Source organism: Candidatus Polarisedimenticolaceae bacterium (assembly GCA_036376135.1).
Classification (GTDB): Bacteria; Acidobacteriota; Polarisedimenticolia; order Polarisedimenticolales; family DASRJG01; genus DASVAW01.
The window spans coordinates 1-20,805 of sequence record DASVAW010000009.1 but is presented as its reverse complement, the minus strand read 5'-3'; the positions used below and the strand labels follow the sequence as shown (position 1 = coordinate 20,805).

Sequence of the window (20,805 nt, the reverse complement as noted above, 5' to 3'; positions counted from 1 at the left end):
CTTACAGGACTTCGAGACGGGTGTAGGACGGCAGGATCCGTTTCTTGCCGTGGCCCGCGAACCAGATGGTGAGCTTGAGCTGGGGGCCCTGCCCCTCGCGCTCGGTGATCTTGCCGTCGCCGAACATGGGGTGCCGCACCGTCCGCCCGATCGCGAAGCCGTCGGCGGGCATGTCCCCCGCGGGCTTGATCGAAGGGGGCGGTCCGGCCGGGCGGATCGGGCGCGCCGCGCTCGAGCCCCACGCGCGCTCGGGCTCCCGCACGGACGACGGGGGCGCCGACGGGCGTTCCTCGGAGAGGACGGTGTCGGGGATCTCCTCGAGGAACCGCGACGGGCGGTTGGCCTGCGGGATCCCCTGGACGAACCGCGAGGCCGCGAGCGACAGGAACAGGCGCCGCTTCGCGCGGGTCATCGCGACGTAGCAGAGCCGGCGCTCCTCCTCGAGGTCCTCGTCGTTCCCCGCCGAGCGGGCGTGGGGGAAGAGGTTCTCCTCCATCCCCGCGAGGAAGACGACCGGGAACTCGAGCCCCTTGGCGTTGTGGATCGTCATCAGCGTCACGCCGGGTCCGCGGCCGACCTCGTCGGCGTCCGACACGAGGGCGGAGCGGTCGAGGAACCCGTGCAGCGTCGCGCGCTCGCCGGCTTCCTCCGCCTCCTTCTCGTGCTCCGCGGCGGCCGAGACCAGCGCGCGGACGTTCTCGAGCCGGTCCTCGGACTCGCCGGGGAACGCCTTCTCGAGGTAGCGGTCGTAGTCCACGCCCTCGAGGACGCCGTCGATGACCACCGGCGCGGGTTCCTCCGCGGCACGCAGCTGCAGCGTCTCCATGAGGGCGAGGAAGTCGGAGAGCATCTTGGCGGAGCGCGAGGGGAGGAGGTTCTGCTCGAGGGCGCGGCGCGAGGCCGCGAGCAGCGGCACGCGGGTGGCCCGCGCGACCTCCTCGATCGACTGGAGCGTGGTGTCGCCGATCCCGCGCGGGGGCGTGTTGACGACGCGCCGGAAGGCGACGTCGTCGGAGGGGTTCACGGCGAGCTTCAGGTAGGCTAAGACGTCCTTGACCTCCTTGCGCTCGTAGAACTGCACGGCGCCCACGACCTGGTACGGGATCCGGTCGCGCCGGAACGCCTCTTCGAAGGACCGCGACTGCGCGTTGGTCCGGTAGAGGACCGCGAAGTCGCCGTGATCGAGGGAGCCGAGAAGGGACTGCACCTGGCGCGCGACCCAGGTCGCCTCCGCGCGGTCGTCGGGAGCGCGGAAGAGCTTCACGCGGTCGCCCCGGTCGTTGCGCGTCCACAGGCGTTTTCCCTTGCGGGCGACGTTGCGGGAGATCACCGCCCCCGCGGCGTCCAGGATCGTCCCCGTCGAGCGGTAGTTCTCCTCGAGCTTCACCACGCGCGCGTCGGGATAGTCGCGCTCGAAGTCGAGGATGTTCCGGATCTCGGCGCCGCGGAACTTGTAGATCGACTGGTCCTCGTCGCCGACCACGAACACGTTGCGGTGGGCGGTCCCGAGAGCGCGGACCATCAGGTACTGCGGGCGGTTGGTGTCCTGGTATTCGTCGACGAGCAGGTGGTGGGTGCGCGCCGCGTACTTCTCGAGGAGGTCGGGGTTCGTCTCGGCGTCGACGAGCGCCAGCGCCTTCAGCAGCAGGTCGTCGAAGTCGCAGGCGTTCGCGCGCCTCAAGCCCTCCTCGTAGGCCGCGTACACCTCGGCCTGCAGGCGCGCGTCCGGGGAGAAGGCCTGTTTCGAGGCGTTCTCCGGGGCGATCATCGAGTTCTTCCAGCGGCTGATCCTCGAGAGGAACGGGCGCGCGGTCCCGGCGGCGTCGTCGGCGGAGTGCGACTTCAGGATCCGTCGCACGAGGGCGAGCTGGTCGTCGGAGTCGTAGACGTTGAACCCGGAGGCGAGCCCCACGCGCTCCCCGTCGCGGCGCAGCATGCGAAGGCACAACCCGTGGAACGTCCCGATCCACATCCCCTCGGCGCGAGAGCCGAGGATCTTCTCGACCCGCTCGCGCATCTCGCCGGCCGCCTTGTTGGTGAAGGTGACGGCGACGATGTTCCAGGGGGCGACGCCGCGCTCGAGGACGAGCCAGGCGATGCGGTGCGTGATGACGCGGGTCTTGCCGGAACCGGCCCCCGCGAGGACGAGCAGGGGGCCGCCCTCGTGCACGACCGCCTCGCGCTGCTCGGGGTTGAGCGCGGAGACGAGACGGTCGACGGACGTCGGCTGCGGCTCCGGTGGATTCAAGGGGCGTCCTCGGGGTCTTGGAACCGGCGCATTGTAGCAACGGGGGGAAGCGGATCGGTCCCGAGGGAGGGGATTGCGCCGTGTACGTAAGGTTGCCATCGTTGCGAGCGGGCAACATCGCTCGGTTCCGGTGCTCCGTGGCGGCGCGCGGCTCGAAAACAAGCGACACGGCGCAATCCCCTCGGTTTATCCTCCCGCCCCCGTGAGCCCGCTCCTCCTCGGCGTCCTCGGCTACGTCGCCCTGCAGCTCGTGGTGGGGATGTGGATCTCCCGCCGAATCCGCACCGAGGAGGATTACCTCCTCGCCGGGCGCAGCCTCGGGCCGTGGCTGGCGACGGCCTCGATCTTCGCCACCTGGTTCGGTGCGGAGACCTGCATCGGGGCGGCGTCGGAGGTCTACTCCCGCGGGTGGGCGGGGGCGACGCACGATCCGTTCGGCTACGCGTTGTGCCTTCTGCTCGCCGGGGTCGTCTTCGCGCGGGCGTTGTGGCGGCGGGGTCTCGTGACCCTCGCGGACCTGTTCCGGGAACGGTTCGGAGCGAACGCGGAACGCCTCGCGATCGTGCTGATGGCGCCGACGTCGCTCCTGTGGGCGGCGGCGCAGATCCGCGCGTTCGGACAGGTGCTCGCGTCGGTCTCCGGGCACGACGCGGCGTGGATGACGGCGCTCGCCGCCGGGGTCGTGATCGTCTACACGGTTTCCGGGGGAATCCTCGCCGACGCGACGACCGACATCGTCCAGGGGGTCGCGTTGATCGTGGGGCTCGTGGTGCTGCTGATCGCGGTCGTCGGGAGCGGGGCGTCGCCGCCCGCGGCGGCCGCGGCTCCCGCGGAGCCCGCGCGGCCGTGGCTCCACGTGTTGAACGACTGGCTCGTCCCGATCCTGGGGTCGGTGACCGCGCAGGAGATGATCTCGAGGATCCTCGCGAGCCGCTCGCCGAACCTGGCCCGCAACGCCACGATCGGCGCGGCGGGGATCTACGTCGCCGTCGGCCTCATCCCGGTGACGCTCGGCCTGTACGGTGCCGCGATGCTCCCCGGGCTCGCCTCGCCGGAACAGGTCCTCCCGGCGCTCGCGGCGCGCCACCTCGGAACCGTGATGCACGTCGTCTTCGCGGGGGCTTTGGTCTCGGCGATCCTCTCGACCGTGGACAGCGCGCTCCTCGCGGCGTCGTCGGTGGTCGTGCACAACGGCGTCCTTCGGCTCATGCCCGCCGCGAGCGAAGGGCGCAAGGTGCTCCTCAACCGGGTCGGCGTCGCGATCGCGGGTGTTGCCGCCTACGCGATCGCCTTCTCCGCCGACAGCGTCTACGACCTCGTCGCGCAGGCGTCGGCGTTCGGGGGCGCGGGGCTGTTCGTCGCGATGGCGGCGGGTTTGTGGGACCGGAAGGCGGTCCCCGCGGCGGGGATCGCGGCGCTCGCGACGGGGGCCGTCGTCCAGCTCGTCGGGGACTACGCGCTGGGCTGGCCGAACGCCTTCACGGCGTCGCTCGTCGCGGCGGTCGGCGCCTACTCGACGGTCACGCTCTTCGCGAGGTTCCGGGGCTGATCGACGTCGCAGCCGAGCAGCAGGGCGATGTGGTACGCGAGCAGCTGCAGCGGCAGCACGGTGAGCAGCGGCGAGAGTAGCTCGTGGGTCTTCGGCACGACCACCGTCGCGTCGGCGCGCTGCTCGAGGTCGGTGTCGTGCTGGTCGGTGATCGCGAGGACGATCCCCGATCGGGCCTTCACCTCCTCGATGTTCGAGAGCATCTTCTCGAAGACCGCGTCGTGCGGCGTGATCGCGACGACCGGCAGGTTCTCGTCGATCAGCGCGATCGGCCCGTGCTTCATCTCGCCGGCGGGGTACCCCTCGGCGTGGATGTACGAGATCTCCTTGAGCTTCAGCGCTCCCTCGAGGGCGATCGGGTAGTTCACGCCGCGGCCGAGGTAGAGGAAATCGCGGTGGTTCATGAACGTCTTCGCGAGGTCCTCGATCCCCCGGTCGTCGGAGAGGTAATGCTCCATCTGGGCGGGGATGTGGTAGAGGTGCCGCACGAACGCCATCGCCGCGTCCTCCTCGAGCCGGCCGTGGAGCCGTCCGAGCTTGAGGGCGAGAACGCAGAGCGCCGTGATCTGGCTCGTGAAGGCCTTCGTGGAGGCGACGCCGATCTCCGGGCCCGCGTGGGTCAGGATCGTCCCGTGCGCCTCGCGGGTGAGCATCGAGCCGCGCACGTTGCAGATCGCCAGCGTCGTGGCGCCGAGCGCCTTCGCCTCGCGCTGCGCCGCGAGGGTGTCCGCGGTCTCCCCCGACTGGCTGATGAACACCGAGAGGACCTCGGGGTTGGCCAGGGGGGAGCGGTACCGGTACTCCGACGCGTAGTCGACCATCACCGGGATCTTGGCGAGCTTCTCGATCAGGAACTTCCCGACGTGGGCCGCGTGCCACGAGGTCCCGCAGGCGACGATCTGGCAACGGGTCATCCCGCGCAGGCTCTCGTCGGAGATCGTCATCTCCTCGAGGTGGACCTCGGGGGACTCGAGGCTGACCCGGCCGAGCAGCGTGTCGCGCACCGCGCGCGGCTGCTCGTGGATCTCCTTGAGCATGAAGTGCTTGTAACCGCCCTTTTCCGCCATGATCGGATCCCACGGGATCCGCTGCGAGGGCTTGTGGAACGGCGTGCCGTCGAGCTTGCTGAAGCGCGCTCCCGAGCGGTCGACCACGACGATCTCGTGGTCGTCCATGAACACGACGTCCTTCGTGTGCATGAGGATCGCCGGGATGTCCGAAGCGACGAACCACTCGCCGCGGCCGATGCCGACCACCAGCGGAGGGCCCAGGCGCGCGGCGACGAGCGTGTCGGGGGAGTCGGTCGAGATCGCGACCAGGGCGTAGATCCCGCGCAGGCGGGGGAGCACCGTCCGAAATGCCCCCACCAGGTCGGCCCCGTCGTCCTTCATGACCTGCTCGATGGCGTGGGCGACGACCTCGGTGTCGGTCTGGGTGAGGAACTGGTGCCCCTTGGCCTGGAGCTCGTGCTTGAGCTCGAGGTAGTTCTCGATGATGCCGTTGTGGATGACGACCACGCGGCCGGTGCAGTCGCGGTGGGGGTGGGCGTTCTCCTCGGTGGGGCGGCCGTGCGTGGCCCACCGGGTGTGCGCGATGCCGTAGCGGCCGTGGACCGGCTTGTCCGCGATCACGCGCTCGAGGTCCCGGAGCTTCCCGGGGGCGCGCCGGATGCTGAGCTCGCCGTTGCCGTTGACGACCGCGATCCCGGCCGAGTCGTAGCCCCGGTATTCGAGCCGGCGCAGCCCCTCGATCAGGACCTCGACCGGGTCCTTGTCCCCGACGTACCCGACGATTCCGCACATGGACGTGTTACCCCGGCCAGAACTTAAGGCTAATCGTGCTTCTTGCCAACTTTTCGCCGGGTGGCCCATCCTTCGATGTTCCGCTGCCGGCCCCTGCTGATCGCCAGCGCCCCCGCGGGGACGTCCTGGGTCACCGTCGAGCCGGCCCCGACGTAGGCGCCCTTGCCGACCCGGACGGGCGCGACGAGCTGGGTGTCGCTCCCGATGAAGACGCCGTCCTCGAGGGTCGTGGGGTGCTTGGCGTCCCCGTCGTAGTTGCAGGTGATCGTCCCCGCCCCGATGTTGCACCCCGCGCCCACCGTCGCGTCGCCGAGGTAGGTCAGGTGGGAGGCCTTCGAGCCCCGGCCCAGCTTCGCCTTCTTGGTCTCGACGAAGTTCCCGACGCGGACGTCCTCGGCCAGGACGGTCCCCGGGCGCAGGTGGGCGAACGGGCCCACGGCCGCTCCGGCGGCGATCCTCGAATCCTGGACGACGCAGTGGTCCCGGATCTCGACGCGATCGCCGACCCGGACGTCGCTCAGCCGCGACCCGGGGCGCACGACGCAGCCCTCCCCGAGAACGCTCGGTCCTTCGATGATCACGTCGGGCCACAGGATCGTGTCGCGCCCGATCCTCGCGCGTGGGTCGACCCAGATCCGGTCGGGGTCGAGGAGCGTCACTCCGGACGCCATGAGGTCGGCGGCCTTGCGCGCGTAGAGGGTGATCCCGGCCCGGGCGAGCTCCTCGCGGGTGTTCACCCCGAGGACCTCCTCGGCGTCCTCGTGCAGGAGCGCCCCGACCTTCGCGCCCTTCGCGATCAGCCGGTGCACGGCGTCCGTGAGGTAGTACTCCCCCTGGGCGTTGTCCGGGCGGAGCGAGCGAAGGATGGGGAAGAGCGCGGCCGGATCGACGCAGTAGATCCCGCAGTTGATCTCGCGGATCTCGCGCTCCTCTTCCGTGGCGTCCTTGTGCTCGACGATCCGGACCACCTTCCCGGCGTCGTCGCGGACGACGCGGCCGTAACCGGTCGCATCGGGGAGCTCGGCGGTCACGAGGGTCAGCGCCGCCTTCGACGTCCGGTGCAGGCGCGCGAGCGCCTGGAGGGTCGAGGTTTTCAGCGTGGGGAGATCGCCGTTCACGATGAGCAGCGGCTCGTCGAGCCGTCCCTTGAGCGAAGGCGCGGCCTGGAGCACGGCGTGCCCGGTGCCGCGCTGTTCCGACTGGAGCACGCACGCGTCGACGGCGTCGCCGAGCGCGCCCTTCATCGCGTCGGCCTGGAAACCGACCACGGCGACGAGGCGGTCGGGCTTCAGGGCCCGCGCCGCGTCGACGACCCACGCGACCATCGGCCGCCCCGCGACGGGGTGGAGGAGCTTGATCGTTTTCGACTTCAGCCGCGTCCCCTGGCCCGCGGCGAGCACGAGGACGGTCCCGGCGGAACGGCGCGCCACGCCCGGGCTCACGCCCCGGTCGGGGTCGGCTCGATGACGTCGATGAACGACGCCTCGTCGCGGACCTTCTCGAAGTCGGGATCGTTGAGCGCCTGGAAGCGCAGCTTCCCGTCGAGCTGGATCGCGCGGCGCAGGTCTCCCGCGGCGGCGTCCGCTGCGCCCTGGAGCGCGCGCACGGAGGCGCGCGCGTACAGGTAGGCGGCCTCCTGCGGTCGCATCTCGACCGCGCGGTCGAGCATCTTCAGGGCCTCGTCGAGGCGGCCCGCGTTGGAGGCGGCCACCCCTTCGAGGTACAACGCCTCGTGGGTCTGCGGAAGCGTCGCGGGGCCGGCGGTGCGCCGTTCGCAGACGGCGATGAACCCGCGCGCGCGCTCGGCGAGGCCGAGCTCCTCGTCGTGTTCGGCGGCGAGGGCGCGGAACTTCGCGAGCGCGTCGGCGGGACGCCCCTGGTGAAGCAGGCCGAGCGCATGCTCGAACTCGGCCACGGCACGCTCGTACGTCGCGCCGTGGCGCGGCGCCGGGCGCGCGGCATCCGGCTTGGCTTCGGATTTGGATTTCTTGCTGCTCATGCCCGGGGAACCTCCGTCGTCCCAAATACTTGGAGGGAGACGCGCCATCCTAGCGGATGGCCGCCACCCGGATCAACGCGGCTATGCTGGGGGGGTGCACGGGTACATCGCGCTCGGCTCCAACCTCGGCGACCGCCTGGCGATGCTCCAGGCGGGGCTCGAGGGGGTGTCCCGGGGGGGAATCGCCCTCCGGGCGGTCTCTTCGGCCTGGGAAACCGAGCCGGTGGGGACCCGCGAGCCCCTCTGGTTCCTCAACGCCGCGGCGAGGATCGAGACCGCGCTCGACCCCGAGGCGGTGCTCGCGATCCTGCTCGCCGTGGAGCGCGATCACGGCCGCGTGCGCGGCGAGCGGAACGCGCCGCGATCCCTCGACCTCGACCTCCTCGCTCTCGGGGGACTCGTCCGCTCGGGACCCGGCCTCGAGCTCCCGCACCCGCGCCTGTGGGAGCGCGCGTTCGTGCTGGCGCCGCTCGCCGAGATCGAGGCGGACCTGATCGAGCCCGTCACCCTCAGAACGCCCGCCCAGGCGCTCGCCGCGCTCGTCGCGCCGACGTTCGCGAGACCCGTCGCGCGTCTTGCCTTGCCGAACGACGGGCCCGTATACTCCCGCCTCTCATGAAATTCCGCTCCATCGCGGTCGAAGGGCCGATCGGCGTCGGGAAGACGTCGTTCGTCGAGCTTCTCGTCAAGAAGTTCGAAGCGCACAAGGTCCTCGAGCAGGTGGACAACCCCTTCCTTCGCGAGTTCTACAGCGACAAGCCGGGCGCTGCGTTCCAGGCGCAGCTGTTCTTCCTGCTGTCGCGTTACCGCCAGATGCAGGAGCTCTCGCAGCGCGACCTCTTCCGTCAGGTCACCGTCTGCGATTACATCTTCCCGAAGGACAAGATCTTCGCGTACCTCAACCTCGACGACGCGGAGCTTCTCATCTACGACAAGCTCTACGCGATGCTCGAGGGGACGGTGCCGAAGCCCGACCTCGTGATCTTCCTCCAGGCCGACACCTCGCGCCTGATGGACCGGATCCGCCGGCGCAAACGCGACTACGAGTCCCAGATCTCCGAGGCGTACGTCAACGAAGTGAACAAGGCGTACAACTACTTCTTCTTCAACTACACCGCGACGCCGCTTCTGGTGATCAACACGAGCGAGATCGACTTCGTGCACCAGGAGGGGGATCTCGACGAGCTCGTCGACCAGATCCGCAAGATGGAGCGCGGCGTGCAGTATTACCGTCCGCTCGGGTCGTCCGCCTGAGCCCGTTCGCCTTCACGTCGTTCGACCCTCGGACGAGGGCGGGCAGATAAGGAGGCCCTCGATGATCACCGTACCGGCCTTCCGCAACCGCAAGGGCAAGGGCCCACCGCTCGTCGTGCTCACCGCCTACGACGCCGCCACCGCGGCGGCCGCCGAGGCGGGGGGCGTCGACGCCCTCCTCGTCGGCGATTCCCTGGGGATGGTGGTGCTCGGCCACGACAACACCCTCGAGGTGACCATGGACGACATGGTCCACCACACGCGGGCGGTCTCCCGGCGGCGCACCCACGCGCTGCTGATCGCCGACATGCCGTGGCTTTCCTACCACCTCGGTCCGGAGGACGCGGTGCGCAACGCCGCCCGTTTCGTCCGCGAGGCCTCGGCGGACGCGGTGAAGCTCGAGGGGGGGAGGAAACGGCTCCCGGCGATCCGCGCCATCCTCGACGCCGAGATCCCCGTGATGGGGCACCTCGGACTCACCCCCCAGTCGGTCCTCCGGATGGGCGGTTACAAGGTGCAGGGACGCGGCGCGGAGGAGGCGGAGGCGCTCCTCGCCGACGCCAGGGCCCTCGCCGACGCGGGGTGTTTCTCGATCGTCCTCGAGGGGATCCCGTCGCCGCTCGCCGAACGCGTCACGGCGGAGGTCCCCGTCCCCACGATCGGCATCGGGGCGGGGGCGCGGTGCGACGGGCAGGTTCTCGTGATCCACGACCTCCTCGGGATGCTCCCCGGCGACGTTCCGAAGTTCGTGCGGCGGTACCTCCGCCTTCACGACGACGCGGCTGCCGCGGTGGCGCGCTTCGCTGCGGACGTGCGCTCCGGGGCGTTCCCGTCGGACGCCGAGACGTATTCCTGACATGGAGATCGTGCGCAAGGTCCACGCGATGAAGGAGCTCGCGCGGCGCGCGCGCGCCGCGGGGCGCCGGATCGGCTTCGTGCCGACGATGGGGTATCTGCACGAGGGGCACATGAGCCTCGTCCGCCGCGTGAAGGCCGAATGCGACCTCACGGTCGTGTCGATCTTCGTGAACCCGACCCAGTTCGGCCCGAACGAGGACCTCAGCCGTTACCCCCGCGACCTCGCGCGCGACAGCGACCTGTGCGTCCGGGAGGGGGTCGACGTGATCTTCGCCCCCGACGCGGCGGAGATCTACCCGGAGGGCGCCTCGACGTTCGTCGAGGTCGCGGGCATCTCCTCGCGCCTGGAGGGGGCGTCGCGTCCCGGCCACTTCCGGGGCGTCGCGACGGTCGTGCTCAAGCTCTTCGAGGTGGTGAAGCCGAACGTCGCCGCCTTCGGCCAGAAGGACGCGCAGCAGGCGATCGTGCTCCAGCGGATGACCCGCGACCTCCTGGTCGACGTCGAGATCCTGGTGCTCCCGATCGTCCGCGACGAGGACGGGGTGGCGATGTCCAGCCGCAACGTCTATCTGTCCGCGGCGGAGCGCCGGGCCGCCCGCGCCATCCCGTCGTGCCTGGAGGCCGCCGAGCGCGCCGTGGCCGGCGGGGAGCGCGACCCCGCGAAGGTGGTCGCGGCGGCTCGCGCGATCCTCGACGCGGAGGCGGGTCTGCGGGTGGACTACCTGGAGCTCGTCGACACCACCACGCTGCAGCCGGCGCCGAAGCTCGAGGGGGAATTGCTCCTGGCGGTGGCCGCGTTCGCAGGCAAGACCCGCCTGATCGACAACACCGTCCTGAGGCCCTGAATGACGACCGCGTCCTGCCCGCGCTGCGCCACCCCGCTCCCCGAGGAGGCCCGATTCTGCCCCTCCTGCGGCGTCTCCCGCGTCGCGGCCTCCGTGAGTTCGAGCCAGACGCCGACCGTCGTGTCGGACGATTCGCGCGCGATGACGACGTCGTCGGTCTCCGGCGGCCGGCGCTCGCGTTTCGTCGCGGGGGAGCTCGTCGCCGGGCGGTACCGGGTGGAGGGACTCCTCGGCAAGGGAGGGATGGGAGAGGTCTACCGCGCCGAGGACGTGAAGCTCGCCCAGACGGTGGCGTTGAAGTTCCTCCCGGTGGCGCTGGCGCAGAGCCCCTCGATGCTCGCGCGGTTCCACAACGAGGTCCGGCTCGCGCGGCAGGTCACCCATCCCAACGTCTGTCGCGTGCACGACATCGGCGAGGTGGACGGCCAGCCCTACCTCACGATGGAGTACGTCGACGGCGAGAACCTCGCGTCGCTGCTCCGGCGCATCGGGCGCCTCCCGAAGGACAAGGCGGTGCAGATCGCACGGCAACTGTGCGCCGGGCTCGCCGCCGCGCACGACAAGGGCGTGCTCCATCGCGACCTCAAGCCCGAGAACGTGATGCTCGACGGCCTGGGCACCGTCCGGATCATGGACTTCGGCCTCGCGGGGTTCCGCGAGGAGCTCGCGGAATCCGACCTTCGCTCCGGGACCCCCGCGTACATGGCCCCCGAGCAGATCGAGGGGCGCGACGTCACGGTGCGCAGCGACCTGTACGCCCTGGGCGTGACCCTGTACGAGCTGTTCACCGGGAAACCGGTCTTCGAGGCGAAGACCTTCGCCGAGCTCCAGGAGCTGCGGGAATCGCACGACGTCACGCGGCCGTCGGACCACCTTGCGGACATCGACCCCGCGGTCGAGAGGGTGATCCTGCGCTGTCTCGAGCGCGATCCGTCCCTTCGTCCCGCCTCCGCTCTCGCCGTCGCCGTCGCCCTTCCGGGCGGCGACCCGCTCCAGGCGGCCCTCGCCGCGGGGGAAACCCCCTCCCCGGAGATGGTCGCCGCGGCGGGGGGCAGCGGAGTGCTTCCGGCCGCCTGGGCCTGGGGACTCGTCGCCTTCGTCGTCGCCGCGTTCCTGGCCTCCGGCGTCGCGCTGGCGCCGCGCACCGTCCTCGGCTGGACCGACCTCGAGCGGTCCCCCGAGGCGCTCGCGGAGCGGGGCCGGCAGGCGTTCGAGGCCGCGGGGTACGACGCGAAGCCGGTGGAGCGCGCGTGGTCCTTCGGCGCGGGGACGTCGGCGATCGACTGGCTCAAGGCGCGGACCGAGGCGGATCGCTTCGAGCGGCTCCGCTCGGGGAGGTACGGGGCGGTGACCTTCTGGTACCGCGAGGCGCCCCGGGAGCTGACGCCGGGGAACGCCTTCGGTCGCGTCGTCCCCGACGACCCGCCCCCGGAGCACCTGTCGGGGGACGGGGTCGTGTTCTTCGACGAAAAGGGACGTGTGCAGCACCTGCAGGTGACTCCGCCCCAGCAGGCCCCCGAGGGCGCCGAGGCGTCCGCGCCGGACTGGACGACGCTCTTCGCCGCGGCCGGCCTCGATCCGTCGGCGTTCCGCGAGGTCCCCTCGACCTGGACCCCTCCCGTGTGGTCCGACCGTCGAATCGCCTGGGTCGGCACGATGCCCGAGTACTTCGGGAGCGAGGTTCGCATCGAGGCGGCGTCGGCGTTCGGGAAGGTCGTCTACTTCGACCTGATCAAACCGTGGGACCTGCCGACCCGGACCGCGCCGCGCGAGGCGACCCTGGCCCAGCGCGTCGGCCGCAACTTCAACATCGCCCTGATTCTCCTGGGGGTTCTCGGCGCGGCGTTCCTGGCCCGGCGGAACCTCGTGTCGGGACGGGCCGACCGGCGCGGCGCCTGGCGGCTGGCGGCGTGGGGATTCGCCGTCACGATGGGCCAATGGGCCTGCTTCGCGAATCACCAGGCGTCGGCGGTGGCGGAGTGGAACTTCTTCGTGCGCGCGACCGGCTTCGCGCTGTTCATCGGAGGGCTTGCCGCGCTGCTCTACCTCGGCCTCGAGCCGATCGTGCGCAAGTCCTGGCCCGACGCGTTGATCTCCTGGTCGCGCCTGCTCGCGGGCCGGTTCCGCGACCCGCTCGTCGGCCGCGACGCGCTGATCGGGGTCGGGGTCAGCGCGGCGGTCACCGCCTTCGTGGCGGCGGCGCTGGCGGTCCAGGGGACCTCCGGGCCGGGGTTCGCCCCGGCGTACATCGACATGGACGGCACCCTCGGCATCCGCGGGTGGATCGGACAGTTCCTCAGCGTCCAGATCAACTCCCTGATCTCGCCGCTGTTCATGATGCTGCTCTTCGCGACCCTCAAGCGCTGGCTGAAGACGACCGGACGGGCGGCGGCGGCGGTCGCGGTGGTCTTCGGCCCCATCGTGGCCCTCGCCACCGCGCAGGACGGGGGGTGGTTCGTCGCGGTCCTGGGCCTGCTCCAGCTCGCCGTCGTCATCGGCGTCCTGGTCCGGTTCGGGCTGCTGGCGACGGTCGTTTCGTCCCTGGTCGGCCAGATCGGGAACAACTTCCCCTTCTGCACCGACACCGGCCGCTGGTATTCGCCCTACGGGATGGCGGCTTATTTCGCCGTCCTGGCCCTGGCGGTCTGGGGGGCCTGGGGCGCCACGCGGGGGCGGGTTGAGCCCGGCGAGCTCCACGGCTAGAGTATCCGGTTGGCGCCCATCCGAATCCAAGGAGGGCGACCCGAAAAGGAGTCCGACCCATGATGCGAGAGATGCTTCGGGCCAAGGTCCACAGGATCACGGTCACGGAGTGCGACGTCGAATACGAGGGGAGCCTCACCCTCGACGCCGGCCTGATGAAGCTCGCCGGCATGGTCCCCTTCGAGCGGATCGACGTCTACGACGTGGACAACGGCAGCCGCTTCTCGACCTACCTGATCGAAGGCCCCGAGGGGAGCGGCGTCTGCTGCATCAACGGCGCCGCCGCGCGCATGACCGGCCCCGGCCACAAGGTGATCATCGCGGCGTATTGCTCGATCCCCGAGGCCGAGGTCCGCGACCACAAGCCGAAGATCGTGCTCGTCGACGCCCGCAACCGGGTGACCGTCACCAAGGACTACGAAGGGGCCGGGGTCCGGGTCAACGCCTCGTAGTCGCCGAGCAGATCCCGCCACAGCCGATCGACCTGCTCGCGGGTCTGGCGCATCGTCCCGTCGGTGTCGATGACGTAGTCCGCCGCGGCCAGCTTGGTCTTGAGCGGAGCCTGAACGTCGATGCGCCGCTCGGCCTCTTGCTGGGTGAGCCCGTTGCGGGTCATCAGCCGGCGGATCTGCGTCTCGCGGACGCACCGCACGACGACGAGCCGGTGGAAGGCGCGCGTCATCCCGGCTTCGACGAGGAGCGCCGCATCGACCACCGCGACGAGGGCGCGCCCGGTCTCGAGGTACGCGGCCAGGAGCCGTTCGACCTCGGGGAGGATGTGCGGATGGACGAGCGCGTCGAGCGCGCGGCGCGCCTCGTCGTCGGCGAAGACGATCGCCGCCAGGCGCGGGCGCGAGATCGAGCCGTCCGGCTCGACGATCGCGGGGCCGAAGCGCGCGACGACGCCGGCGTGAGCGGCTCCCCCCGGGGCGATGAGGTCGTGGCCGATGCGATCGGCGTCCAGGACGAACGCGCCGCGTTCGGCGAGGAGCGAGGCGACGGTCGTCTTCCCAGAAGCGATCCCCCCCGTCAGCCCGACGCGCAGGACGGGCCGGGTCGCCACCTCATCGCTCCGCGGCGTCGAGGGTGTTCTTCAGGAGCATCGCGATCGTGAGCGGGCCGACACCGCCCGGGACCGGGCTCAGCCAGCCGGCCACGGGGGCGACCTCGACGGCACGCACGTCCCCGGCGAGGGTCGAGCCCTTCTCGCGGATCTGGCGCAGGCGCCGGTCGTCGTCGCCGAAGATCGCGTGACAGGTCTTCTCGTCGGAGACGGCGTGCATGCCGACGTCCACGACCGCCGCCCCCGGCTTCACGTGCTCCCGACCGACGAGCCCCGGCTTCCCGGCGGCGACGACGAGGACGTCCGCCTCCCGGGTGACCGCGGCGAGATCGGGGGTGCGGGAGTGGGCGACGGTGACGGTTGCGTTCTCACGGAGGAGGAGGAGCGCCATCGGCTTGCCGACGATGTTGGACCGTCCGACGACCACGGCGCGTCGTCCCGCGAGCGGGATGCCGTTGCGGCGGAGGAGCTCGAGGACTCCGGCGGGAGTGCACGGGACGAACCCGGGAAGACCGATCGAAAGGCGCCCGGCGTTGACGGGGTGAAACCCGTCGACATCTTTCGACGGGTCGATCGCGAGGAGGACCCGGTGCTCGTCCACCCCGGCGGGGAGCGGGAGCTGGACGAGGATCCCGTGCACCGAGGGGTCGGCGTTGAGCGACGCGACCGCCTCGAGAAGTCGCGCTTCGGTCGCCTCGGCCGGGAACCGGAGGACGCGCGAACGCATGCCGGCGTCCGTCGCCGCCTTCTCCTTGTTGCGGACGTAGACCGCGGAGGCGGCGTGTTCTCCGGCGAGGACGACCGTGAGCCCGGGAACGATGCCGCGAGCCGCGTTCAGCCGCGCGACGCCGGCCGCGACCTCGGCCCGGATCGCCTCCGCGCAGGCCTTCCCGTCGAGCATGCGGGCACCGGAAGACGTGGTGGACATCGCGGTCGAACGATAGCATGCGAAGTCGCTCTGAAATGGAGGGTCCCACGGTGGGTAACGTGCGCAAGATCGCGGGAATCGTGCTCATCGCCCTCGGGGTGCTGGGCCTCGTCTACAAGGGGTTCGAGTACACCCGGGAGACGCACGAGGTCGACCTCGGCGTCGCGAAGTTCGAGGTGAAGGACCGCGAGACGATGGCGGTCCCGATGTGGGTGTCCATCGCCGCGATCGGGGCGGGGGCGCTCCTCCTCCTGATCCCCGGGGGCAAGAAGTAACGAATGGCGGCGACCGAGATCGTCATCCGCGGGGCGCGGGAACACAACCTCAAAAACCTCGACGTCCGGATCCCGAGAAACCAGCTCGTGGTGCTCACGGGGGTGTCGGGCTCCGGCAAGTCGTCCCTGGCCTTCGACACGTTGTACGCGGAAGGGCAGCGGCGCTACGTCGAGTCCCTCTCCGCCTACGCCCGGCAATTCCTCGAGCAGATGGAAAAGCCGGACGTGGAGTCGATCGAGGGGTTGTCCCCGGCGATCTCGATCGAGCAGAAGACGACCTCGCGCAATCCGCGCTCGACGGTGGCGACCGTCACCGAGATCTACGACTACCTGCGCCTGCTCTTCGCGCGCGTGGGGGCGCCCCACTGCCACAACTGCGGAAAGCCGATCACCTCGCAGACCGTGCAGCAGATCGTGGACGCGGTCCTCGAGCTTCCCGCCGGGTCGAGGATCCAGGTCCTCGCCCCGATCGTGCGCGGCCGGAAGGGGACCTACAAGAAAGAGCTGCGCGACGCGGCGGCGAAGGGGTTCGTCCGGGCCCGCGTCGACGGGGCCCCCCACGACCTCGCCGAGGAGATCGACCTCGACAAGCAGAAGAAACACACGATCGAGATCGTCGTCGACAGGCTCGTCATCAAGGGGGACCTCCGCGGGCGGTTGACCGACTCGGTCGAGACGGCCCTCGAGGCGGCGGAGGGGCTCGTCGTCGTGGAGGTCGACGGCAAACGCGACCTGCTCTTCTCGCGCCACCTCGCGTGCCCCGACTGCGGCGTGTCGGTCCCCGAGCTCGCGCCCCGGATGTTCTCCTTCAACTCGCCGTACGGGGCGTGTCCCGCCTGCGACGGCCTCGGCCTCAAGCGCTCGTTCGACCGCGACCGGCTGCTCGTCGATCCCGACAAGTCGCTGCGCGGCGGGGCGATCGCCTGGGGGGACGGGAACTGGTTCCAGGTCCTCGAATCGGGGCTCTTCAAGGCCTACAAGGTCGACCCGAAGCTCCCGTACGCGAAGTTCCCTCCGGCGTTCAAGAAGATCCTCTGGGAAGGGGCGGGGGAGCGCGAGTTCGCCTTCAAGTGGAAGGGAAAGTCCTCGACCTACGAGTGGACGCGCACCTGGGAGGGGATCCTCCCGAACCTCGAGCGGCGCTACAAGGACACCGAGTCGGAGTCGCGGCGCGAGGAGCTCGAGAAGTTCATGGCGTCGCACCCCTGCCCCGCCTGCAAGGGGGCGCGGCTTCGCCCCGAGAGCCTCGCGGTGAGGATCGAGGGACGGAACATCGCCGAGCACACCGCGTCGTCGGTGCGCGAGGCGCTCGCGCGCTACCGCACGCTGACCTTCGACGCGCGCGGGACGCAGATCGCGGCGCCGATCCTCAAGGAGATCCGCGAGCGGCTGGGGTTCCTCGAGAACGTCGGCCTCGGCTACCTCACCCTCGATCGCGGGGCGGCGACCCTGTCGGGAGGCGAGGGGCAGCGCATCCGCCTCGCGACCCAGATCGGCTCGCGCCTGACCGGCGTCCTCTACATCCTCGACGAGCCCTCGATCGGCCTGCACCAGCGCGACAACCGCAAGCTCCTCGACACCCTGACGGCGATGCGCGACCTCGGGAACACCGTCGTCGTCGTCGAGCACGACGAGGAGACGATCCGCGCCGCCGACTGGGTCGTCGATCTCGGCCCCGGGGCCGGAGAGCTCGGCGGGGAGATCGTCGCGGAAGGGCCTCCCGACGCGATCGCGGTGTCGCCGCGCTCGCTGACCGGCCGGTACCTCTCCGGGCTCGAGCGGATCGAGGTCCCCTCGCGCCGCAGGCCGGGAAACGGCCGCGCCCTGAGGATCGTCGGGGCGACCGAACACAACCTCCGGAAGGTCACGGCGACCTTCCCCCTCGGGACCTTCACCTGCGTGACCGGCGTCTCGGGGTCGGGGAAGAGCACGCTCGTCAACGAGATCCTCCACCGGGCCCTCGCCAAGGCGCTCCACCAGGCGGAGGAGCCCGCGGGGGCGCACGAGCGGATCGAGGGGATCCAGCACGTCGACAAGGTGATCGACATCGACCAGTCGCCGATCGGCCGGACTCCGCGGTCGAACCCGGCGACCTACGTCGGGGTCTTCACCGCGATCCGCGAGTTGTTCTCGAGCGTCCCCGAGTCGCGCGTGCGCGGGTACGCCCCCGGCCGTTTCTCCTTCAACGTGAAGGGGGGGCGGTGCGAGTCCTGCGAGGGGGACGGTGTCCTCAAGATCGAGATGCACTTCCTCCCGGACGTCTACGTCACCTGCGACGTCTGCCGCGGGCACCGCTACAACCGGGAGACCCTCGAGGTCCTCTGGAAGGGGAAGAACATCGCGGACGTCCTCGAGATGACCGTCCACCAGGCGCTCGAGTTCTTCGAGGCGGTCCCGTTCGTCCGCGACAAGCTGCAGACCCTCCAGGACGTCGGCCTCGGGTACATCCGCCTCGGCCAGCCCGCGACGACGCTGTCGGGAGGCGAGGCCCAGCGGATCAAGCTCTCGAAGGAGCTCTCGCGGCGGGCGACCGGACGGACGGTGTACCTGCTCGACGAGCCGACGACGGGGCTCCACTTCGACGACATCAAGAAGCTGCTCTCCGTCCTCGACCGGCTGGTCGAGCAGGGGAACTCGATCATCGTCATCGAGCACAACCTCGACGTGATCAAGACCGCCGACTGGATCCTCGACCTCGGCCCCGAGGGGGGGGACGAGGGAGGGAAGATCGTCGCCGAGGGGACCCCGGAGCACGTCGCCAGGGTCTCCGAGTCGCGGACCGGGGCGTTTCTCGTGCCGCTGCTCGGCGCGTCGGCCCCCGCGCCCGCCCCCGCCCGACCGAAGGCCGCGCGCCACCGTTGACAGCGCCCGGAACGGCGCCTAATCTGCCGCTTCTTAGGCCCACCGCGTAAACCGCAGGAGTTCGCGATGTCGGCTCTGAAGCAAGCCCTCGCCTCCAAGATCCCCACCTTCAAGAAGGACATCGAGGCCGTGCTGAAGGCGCACGGCGAGAAGTCCCTCGGCGACAGCACGGTCGCGCAGGCCTACGGCGGCATGCGGGACCTGAAGTGCATGGTCACCGAGACCTCCGCGGTCGATCCCCACGAGGGGATCCGGTATCGCGGCCTCTCCATCCCCGAGATGCAGAAGGTGATGCCCAAGGCCCCCGGCGGGGAGCAGCCGCTCCCCGAAGGGGTCCTCTGGCTCCTGCTGACGGGGGACGTCCCGACCGCGGAGCAGGCGGAGTCGGTCCGGCAGGAGTGGCGGTCGCTCGAGTCGCTCCCGGCGCACGTGGCGAGCACCCTCGACCACCTCCCCGCCGACACGCACCCGATGACGCAGCTGTCGATCGGCATCCTCGCCCTCCAGAACGACTCGATCTTCGCGAAGCGTTATCGCGAGGGGATGCCGAAGTCGGCGCACTGGGAGGCGATGTACGACGACGTGATGCTCCTGATCGCGCGCCTGCCGCTCGTCGCGGCGTACATCTACCGGCGCACGTTCAAGGGCGGACGCCACGTCGGCGCCGGCCCGGCCTCGCTCGACTGGTCGGCGAACCTCGCCCACGCGATGGGGGTCTCCGGCCCCGGCGTGGACGAGATGATGCGGCTCTACATGACGATCCACGCCGACCACGAGGGCGGGAACGTCAGCGCGCACGCGACGCATCTCGTCGGCAGCGCCCTGAGCGATCCTTATTACTGCCTGTCGGCCGGGATGAACGGCCTCGCCGGCCCCCTGCACGGCCTCGCGAACCAGGAAGTGATGCGCTGGATCGTGGCGGTGAAGCAGCAGCTCGGCGGCGGCGTCCCTTCGAAGGAGACCCTCGAGAAGTTCGTGTGGGACACGCTCAGCGCCGGGCGGGTCGTTCCGGGGTACGGTCACGGCGTGCTTCGCGTCACCGACCCGCGCTACACCGCGCAGCAGGAGTTCGCCCAGAAGCACATGCCCGACGACGAGAACTTCCAGATCGTGCGGATGCTCTTCGACGTCGTCCCGCCGGTCCTCCTCAAGCAGGGGAAGGCGAAGGACCCGTGGCCGAACGTGGACGCCCACTCGGGCGTCATCCTCGTCCACTACGGAATCACCGAATACGACTTCTACACGGTTCTCTTCGGCATCTCGCGCGCGATCGGCGTGCTGGCATCGCTGGTCCTCGACCGCGCGCTCGGCTTCCCGCTCGAGCGGCCCAAGAGCGTCACGACCGCGTGGTTGAAGAAGAAGTTCGAGTCGTAGGCGCGCGGTTCATCCACGGGGTTCATCTGGGGCGGCCGCGGGGCCGCCCCGTTCGTTTTCGGGGGGAAGGGCGTATAGTCGGGGCACGTCCCGCGGCCGGGGAGGCAAGCTGTGGAGCTATTCCGGTTGTTGTTGATACCTGATTACACGGAACTCGCCTTACCGCGCACGCGAGTTGTGTCGATATCGGGTTGGGCGGACAAGGACGGTCGATGAGTATTGCGGGGGCTCTGCTGGTAGTCCTGGGGGCCGCCGCACCGATGCCCGACGGGCACACGGTCACCTGGCCGGAATTCTCAGCGCCCCAAGAATGCAATCCGGTCTACGCCGAAGCTCTGGCGCGAGCAAAGCGTTCGCTTGCTCATGGCGAATATCGAGCAGCGGCCGATGCATTCCGGGCCGCTCTCGACACGTCATGTCACGAGATCCCCAACTACCAACTCTACGGGCCCCTCGCCGAGGCGCTCTGCCGGGCAGGCCAAGCCTCTTCCGGCAACGACCTTCTACTTGACTACGAATGCATGCTGGCTGTGGATGTCGGTGAGCGTCGGTGCTATGCGAGCGCGAGTGAACCCTCGGCACCACCTGTCCGAGCCTCAGGACTCACCGACCGGTGTTTCAACGTCATGTGTGGGGAGAGGCTGCTCCCGTATTACGAGGAACCAACGGCAGTGCTGCGAACGCGTGTGTCTCAATTGCGTGCCGCGATGAAGCAGCTCGCGTTCGTGTGCGGAGACAACAAGTGAGCCAGGCCGCCCAACAACGCGCCCAACCCGCCGCACTCCCGCGTCACGCGGCTTGCATGCGCAAGCCGCGCGCCGCGGGGCGCGCGGGTTAGCGCGAGCGTTAGACACCTAGGAGAACTGAACGTGAGACGCGCGGCGGGTCTTGCGAGTGCACTAGCGATAGTCAGTACGTGGGCGGTCGCGGAGTCGAGGCCAGCGGTGGACCTCACAACGCGGGCGCAGGAGGTGATCGCGGCAAACCCGCACGAGCATCTCGCGGCGATAGCTGAAGTAGAGTCGGTGTCGGTGGACGAGGATCC

At 70.2% G+C, this 20,805-nt stretch carries 16 protein-coding genes; 10 read left to right on the top strand and 6 right to left on the bottom strand.

Annotated features, from left to right (window positions below; all coding sequences use genetic code 11):
* Position 1: 1 nt before the first annotated feature.
* Complete coding sequence (locus VF139_00785; GenBank protein HEX6849912.1) at positions 2-2,248, bottom strand: UvrD-helicase domain-containing protein; 2,247 nt, start codon at positions 2,246-2,248, stop codon at positions 2-4.
* 202 nt (positions 2,249-2,450) lie between these two features.
* Between VF139_00785 and VF139_00780 the strand changes: the two genes are divergently transcribed.
* Positions 2,451-3,797 carry a sodium:solute symporter family protein gene (locus VF139_00780; GenBank protein HEX6849911.1) on the top strand — a complete coding sequence of 449 codons (1,347 nt, stop codon included), beginning with the start codon at positions 2,451-2,453 and terminating at the stop codon, positions 3,795-3,797.
* Here VF139_00780 and glmS read toward each other — a convergent pair.
* The 3 genes from glmS to VF139_00765 are packed head-to-tail and all read right to left on the bottom strand — an operon-like array spanning position 3,758 to position 7,598.
* Positions 3,758-5,599 carry a glutamine--fructose-6-phosphate transaminase (isomerizing) gene (gene glmS, locus VF139_00775; GenBank protein ID HEX6849910.1) on the bottom strand — a complete coding sequence of 614 codons (1,842 nt, stop codon included), beginning with the start codon at positions 5,597-5,599 and terminating at the stop codon, positions 3,758-3,760. The two genes, VF139_00780 and glmS, sit on opposite strands and share 40 nt — an antisense overlap.
* Positions 5,600-5,628: 29 nt before the next feature.
* Entirely contained in the window at positions 5,629-7,029 is a 1,401-nt protein-coding gene (gene glmU, locus VF139_00770; protein ID HEX6849909.1) for a bifunctional UDP-N-acetylglucosamine diphosphorylase/glucosamine-1-phosphate N-acetyltransferase GlmU, read from the bottom strand.
* An 8-nt stretch (positions 7,030-7,037) separates the two neighbouring features.
* The gene (locus tag VF139_00765; protein HEX6849908.1) at positions 7,038-7,598 is read right to left on the bottom strand and encodes a tetratricopeptide repeat protein; all 561 of its coding nucleotides are present in this window, start codon (positions 7,596-7,598) and stop codon (positions 7,038-7,040) included.
* A 94-nt stretch (positions 7,599-7,692) separates the two neighbouring features.
* On the opposite strand from VF139_00765, the gene folK reads away from it, so the two are divergent.
* The 6 genes from folK to panD all read left to right on the top strand — a co-directional run bounded on the left by folK (position 7,693) and on the right by panD (position 13,710).
* Positions 7,693-8,217, top strand: coding sequence for a 2-amino-4-hydroxy-6-hydroxymethyldihydropteridine diphosphokinase (gene folK / locus VF139_00760; protein ID HEX6849907.1), 525 nt, complete (start codon positions 7,693-7,695; stop codon positions 8,215-8,217).
* On the top strand, positions 8,214-8,852 hold the full coding sequence (locus tag VF139_00755) for a deoxynucleoside kinase (protein ID HEX6849906.1): 639 nt from the start codon (positions 8,214-8,216) through the stop codon (positions 8,850-8,852). The genes folK and VF139_00755 overlap by 4 nt, the downstream gene beginning before the upstream one ends.
* 61 nt (positions 8,853-8,913) lie before the next feature.
* Positions 8,914-9,708 carry a 3-methyl-2-oxobutanoate hydroxymethyltransferase gene (gene panB / locus VF139_00750; GenBank protein HEX6849905.1) on the top strand — a complete coding sequence of 265 codons (795 nt, stop codon included), beginning with the start codon at positions 8,914-8,916 and terminating at the stop codon, positions 9,706-9,708.
* 1 nt (position 9,709) lies between these two features.
* On the top strand, positions 9,710-10,555 hold the full coding sequence (gene panC, locus VF139_00745) for a pantoate--beta-alanine ligase (GenBank protein ID HEX6849904.1): 846 nt from the start codon (positions 9,710-9,712) through the stop codon (positions 10,553-10,555).
* Entirely contained in the window at positions 10,556-13,258 is a 2,703-nt protein-coding gene (locus tag VF139_00740; protein HEX6849903.1) for a serine/threonine-protein kinase, read from the top strand.
* Positions 13,259-13,317: 59 nt separating this feature from the next.
* Positions 13,318-13,710 carry an aspartate 1-decarboxylase gene (gene panD / locus VF139_00735; GenBank protein ID HEX6849902.1) on the top strand — a complete coding sequence of 131 codons (393 nt, stop codon included), beginning with the start codon at positions 13,318-13,320 and terminating at the stop codon, positions 13,708-13,710.
* Here the strand turns inward: panD and coaE are convergent.
* Complete coding sequence (gene coaE / locus VF139_00730) at positions 13,674-14,321, bottom strand: dephospho-CoA kinase (protein HEX6849901.1); 648 nt, start codon at positions 14,319-14,321, stop codon at positions 13,674-13,676. The genes panD and coaE overlap by 37 nt on opposite strands.
* A gap of 1 nt (position 14,322) precedes the next feature.
* Positions 14,323-15,249, bottom strand: coding sequence for a bifunctional methylenetetrahydrofolate dehydrogenase/methenyltetrahydrofolate cyclohydrolase FolD (gene folD / locus VF139_00725; GenBank protein HEX6849900.1), 927 nt, complete (start codon positions 15,247-15,249; stop codon positions 14,323-14,325).
* Positions 15,250-15,299: 50 nt separating this feature from the next.
* Between folD and VF139_00720 the strand changes: the two genes are divergently transcribed.
* From VF139_00720 to VF139_00710, 3 genes are all read left to right on the top strand, one after another.
* Positions 15,300-15,524 carry a hypothetical protein gene (locus tag VF139_00720; GenBank protein HEX6849899.1) on the top strand — a complete coding sequence of 75 codons (225 nt, stop codon included), beginning with the start codon at positions 15,300-15,302 and terminating at the stop codon, positions 15,522-15,524.
* A 3-nt stretch (positions 15,525-15,527) separates the two neighbouring features.
* Positions 15,528-18,386 (top strand): excinuclease ABC subunit UvrA, encoded by a 2,859-nt coding sequence (gene uvrA, locus VF139_00715; GenBank protein HEX6849898.1) that lies wholly within the window; start codon positions 15,528-15,530, stop codon positions 18,384-18,386.
* 66 nt (positions 18,387-18,452) lie between these two features.
* Positions 18,453-19,760, top strand: a complete 1,308-nt coding sequence (locus VF139_00710; GenBank protein ID HEX6849897.1) for a citrate (Si)-synthase, eukaryotic — start codon at positions 18,453-18,455, stop codon at positions 19,758-19,760.
* The last annotated feature ends 1,045 nt before the right edge of the window (positions 19,761-20,805 follow it).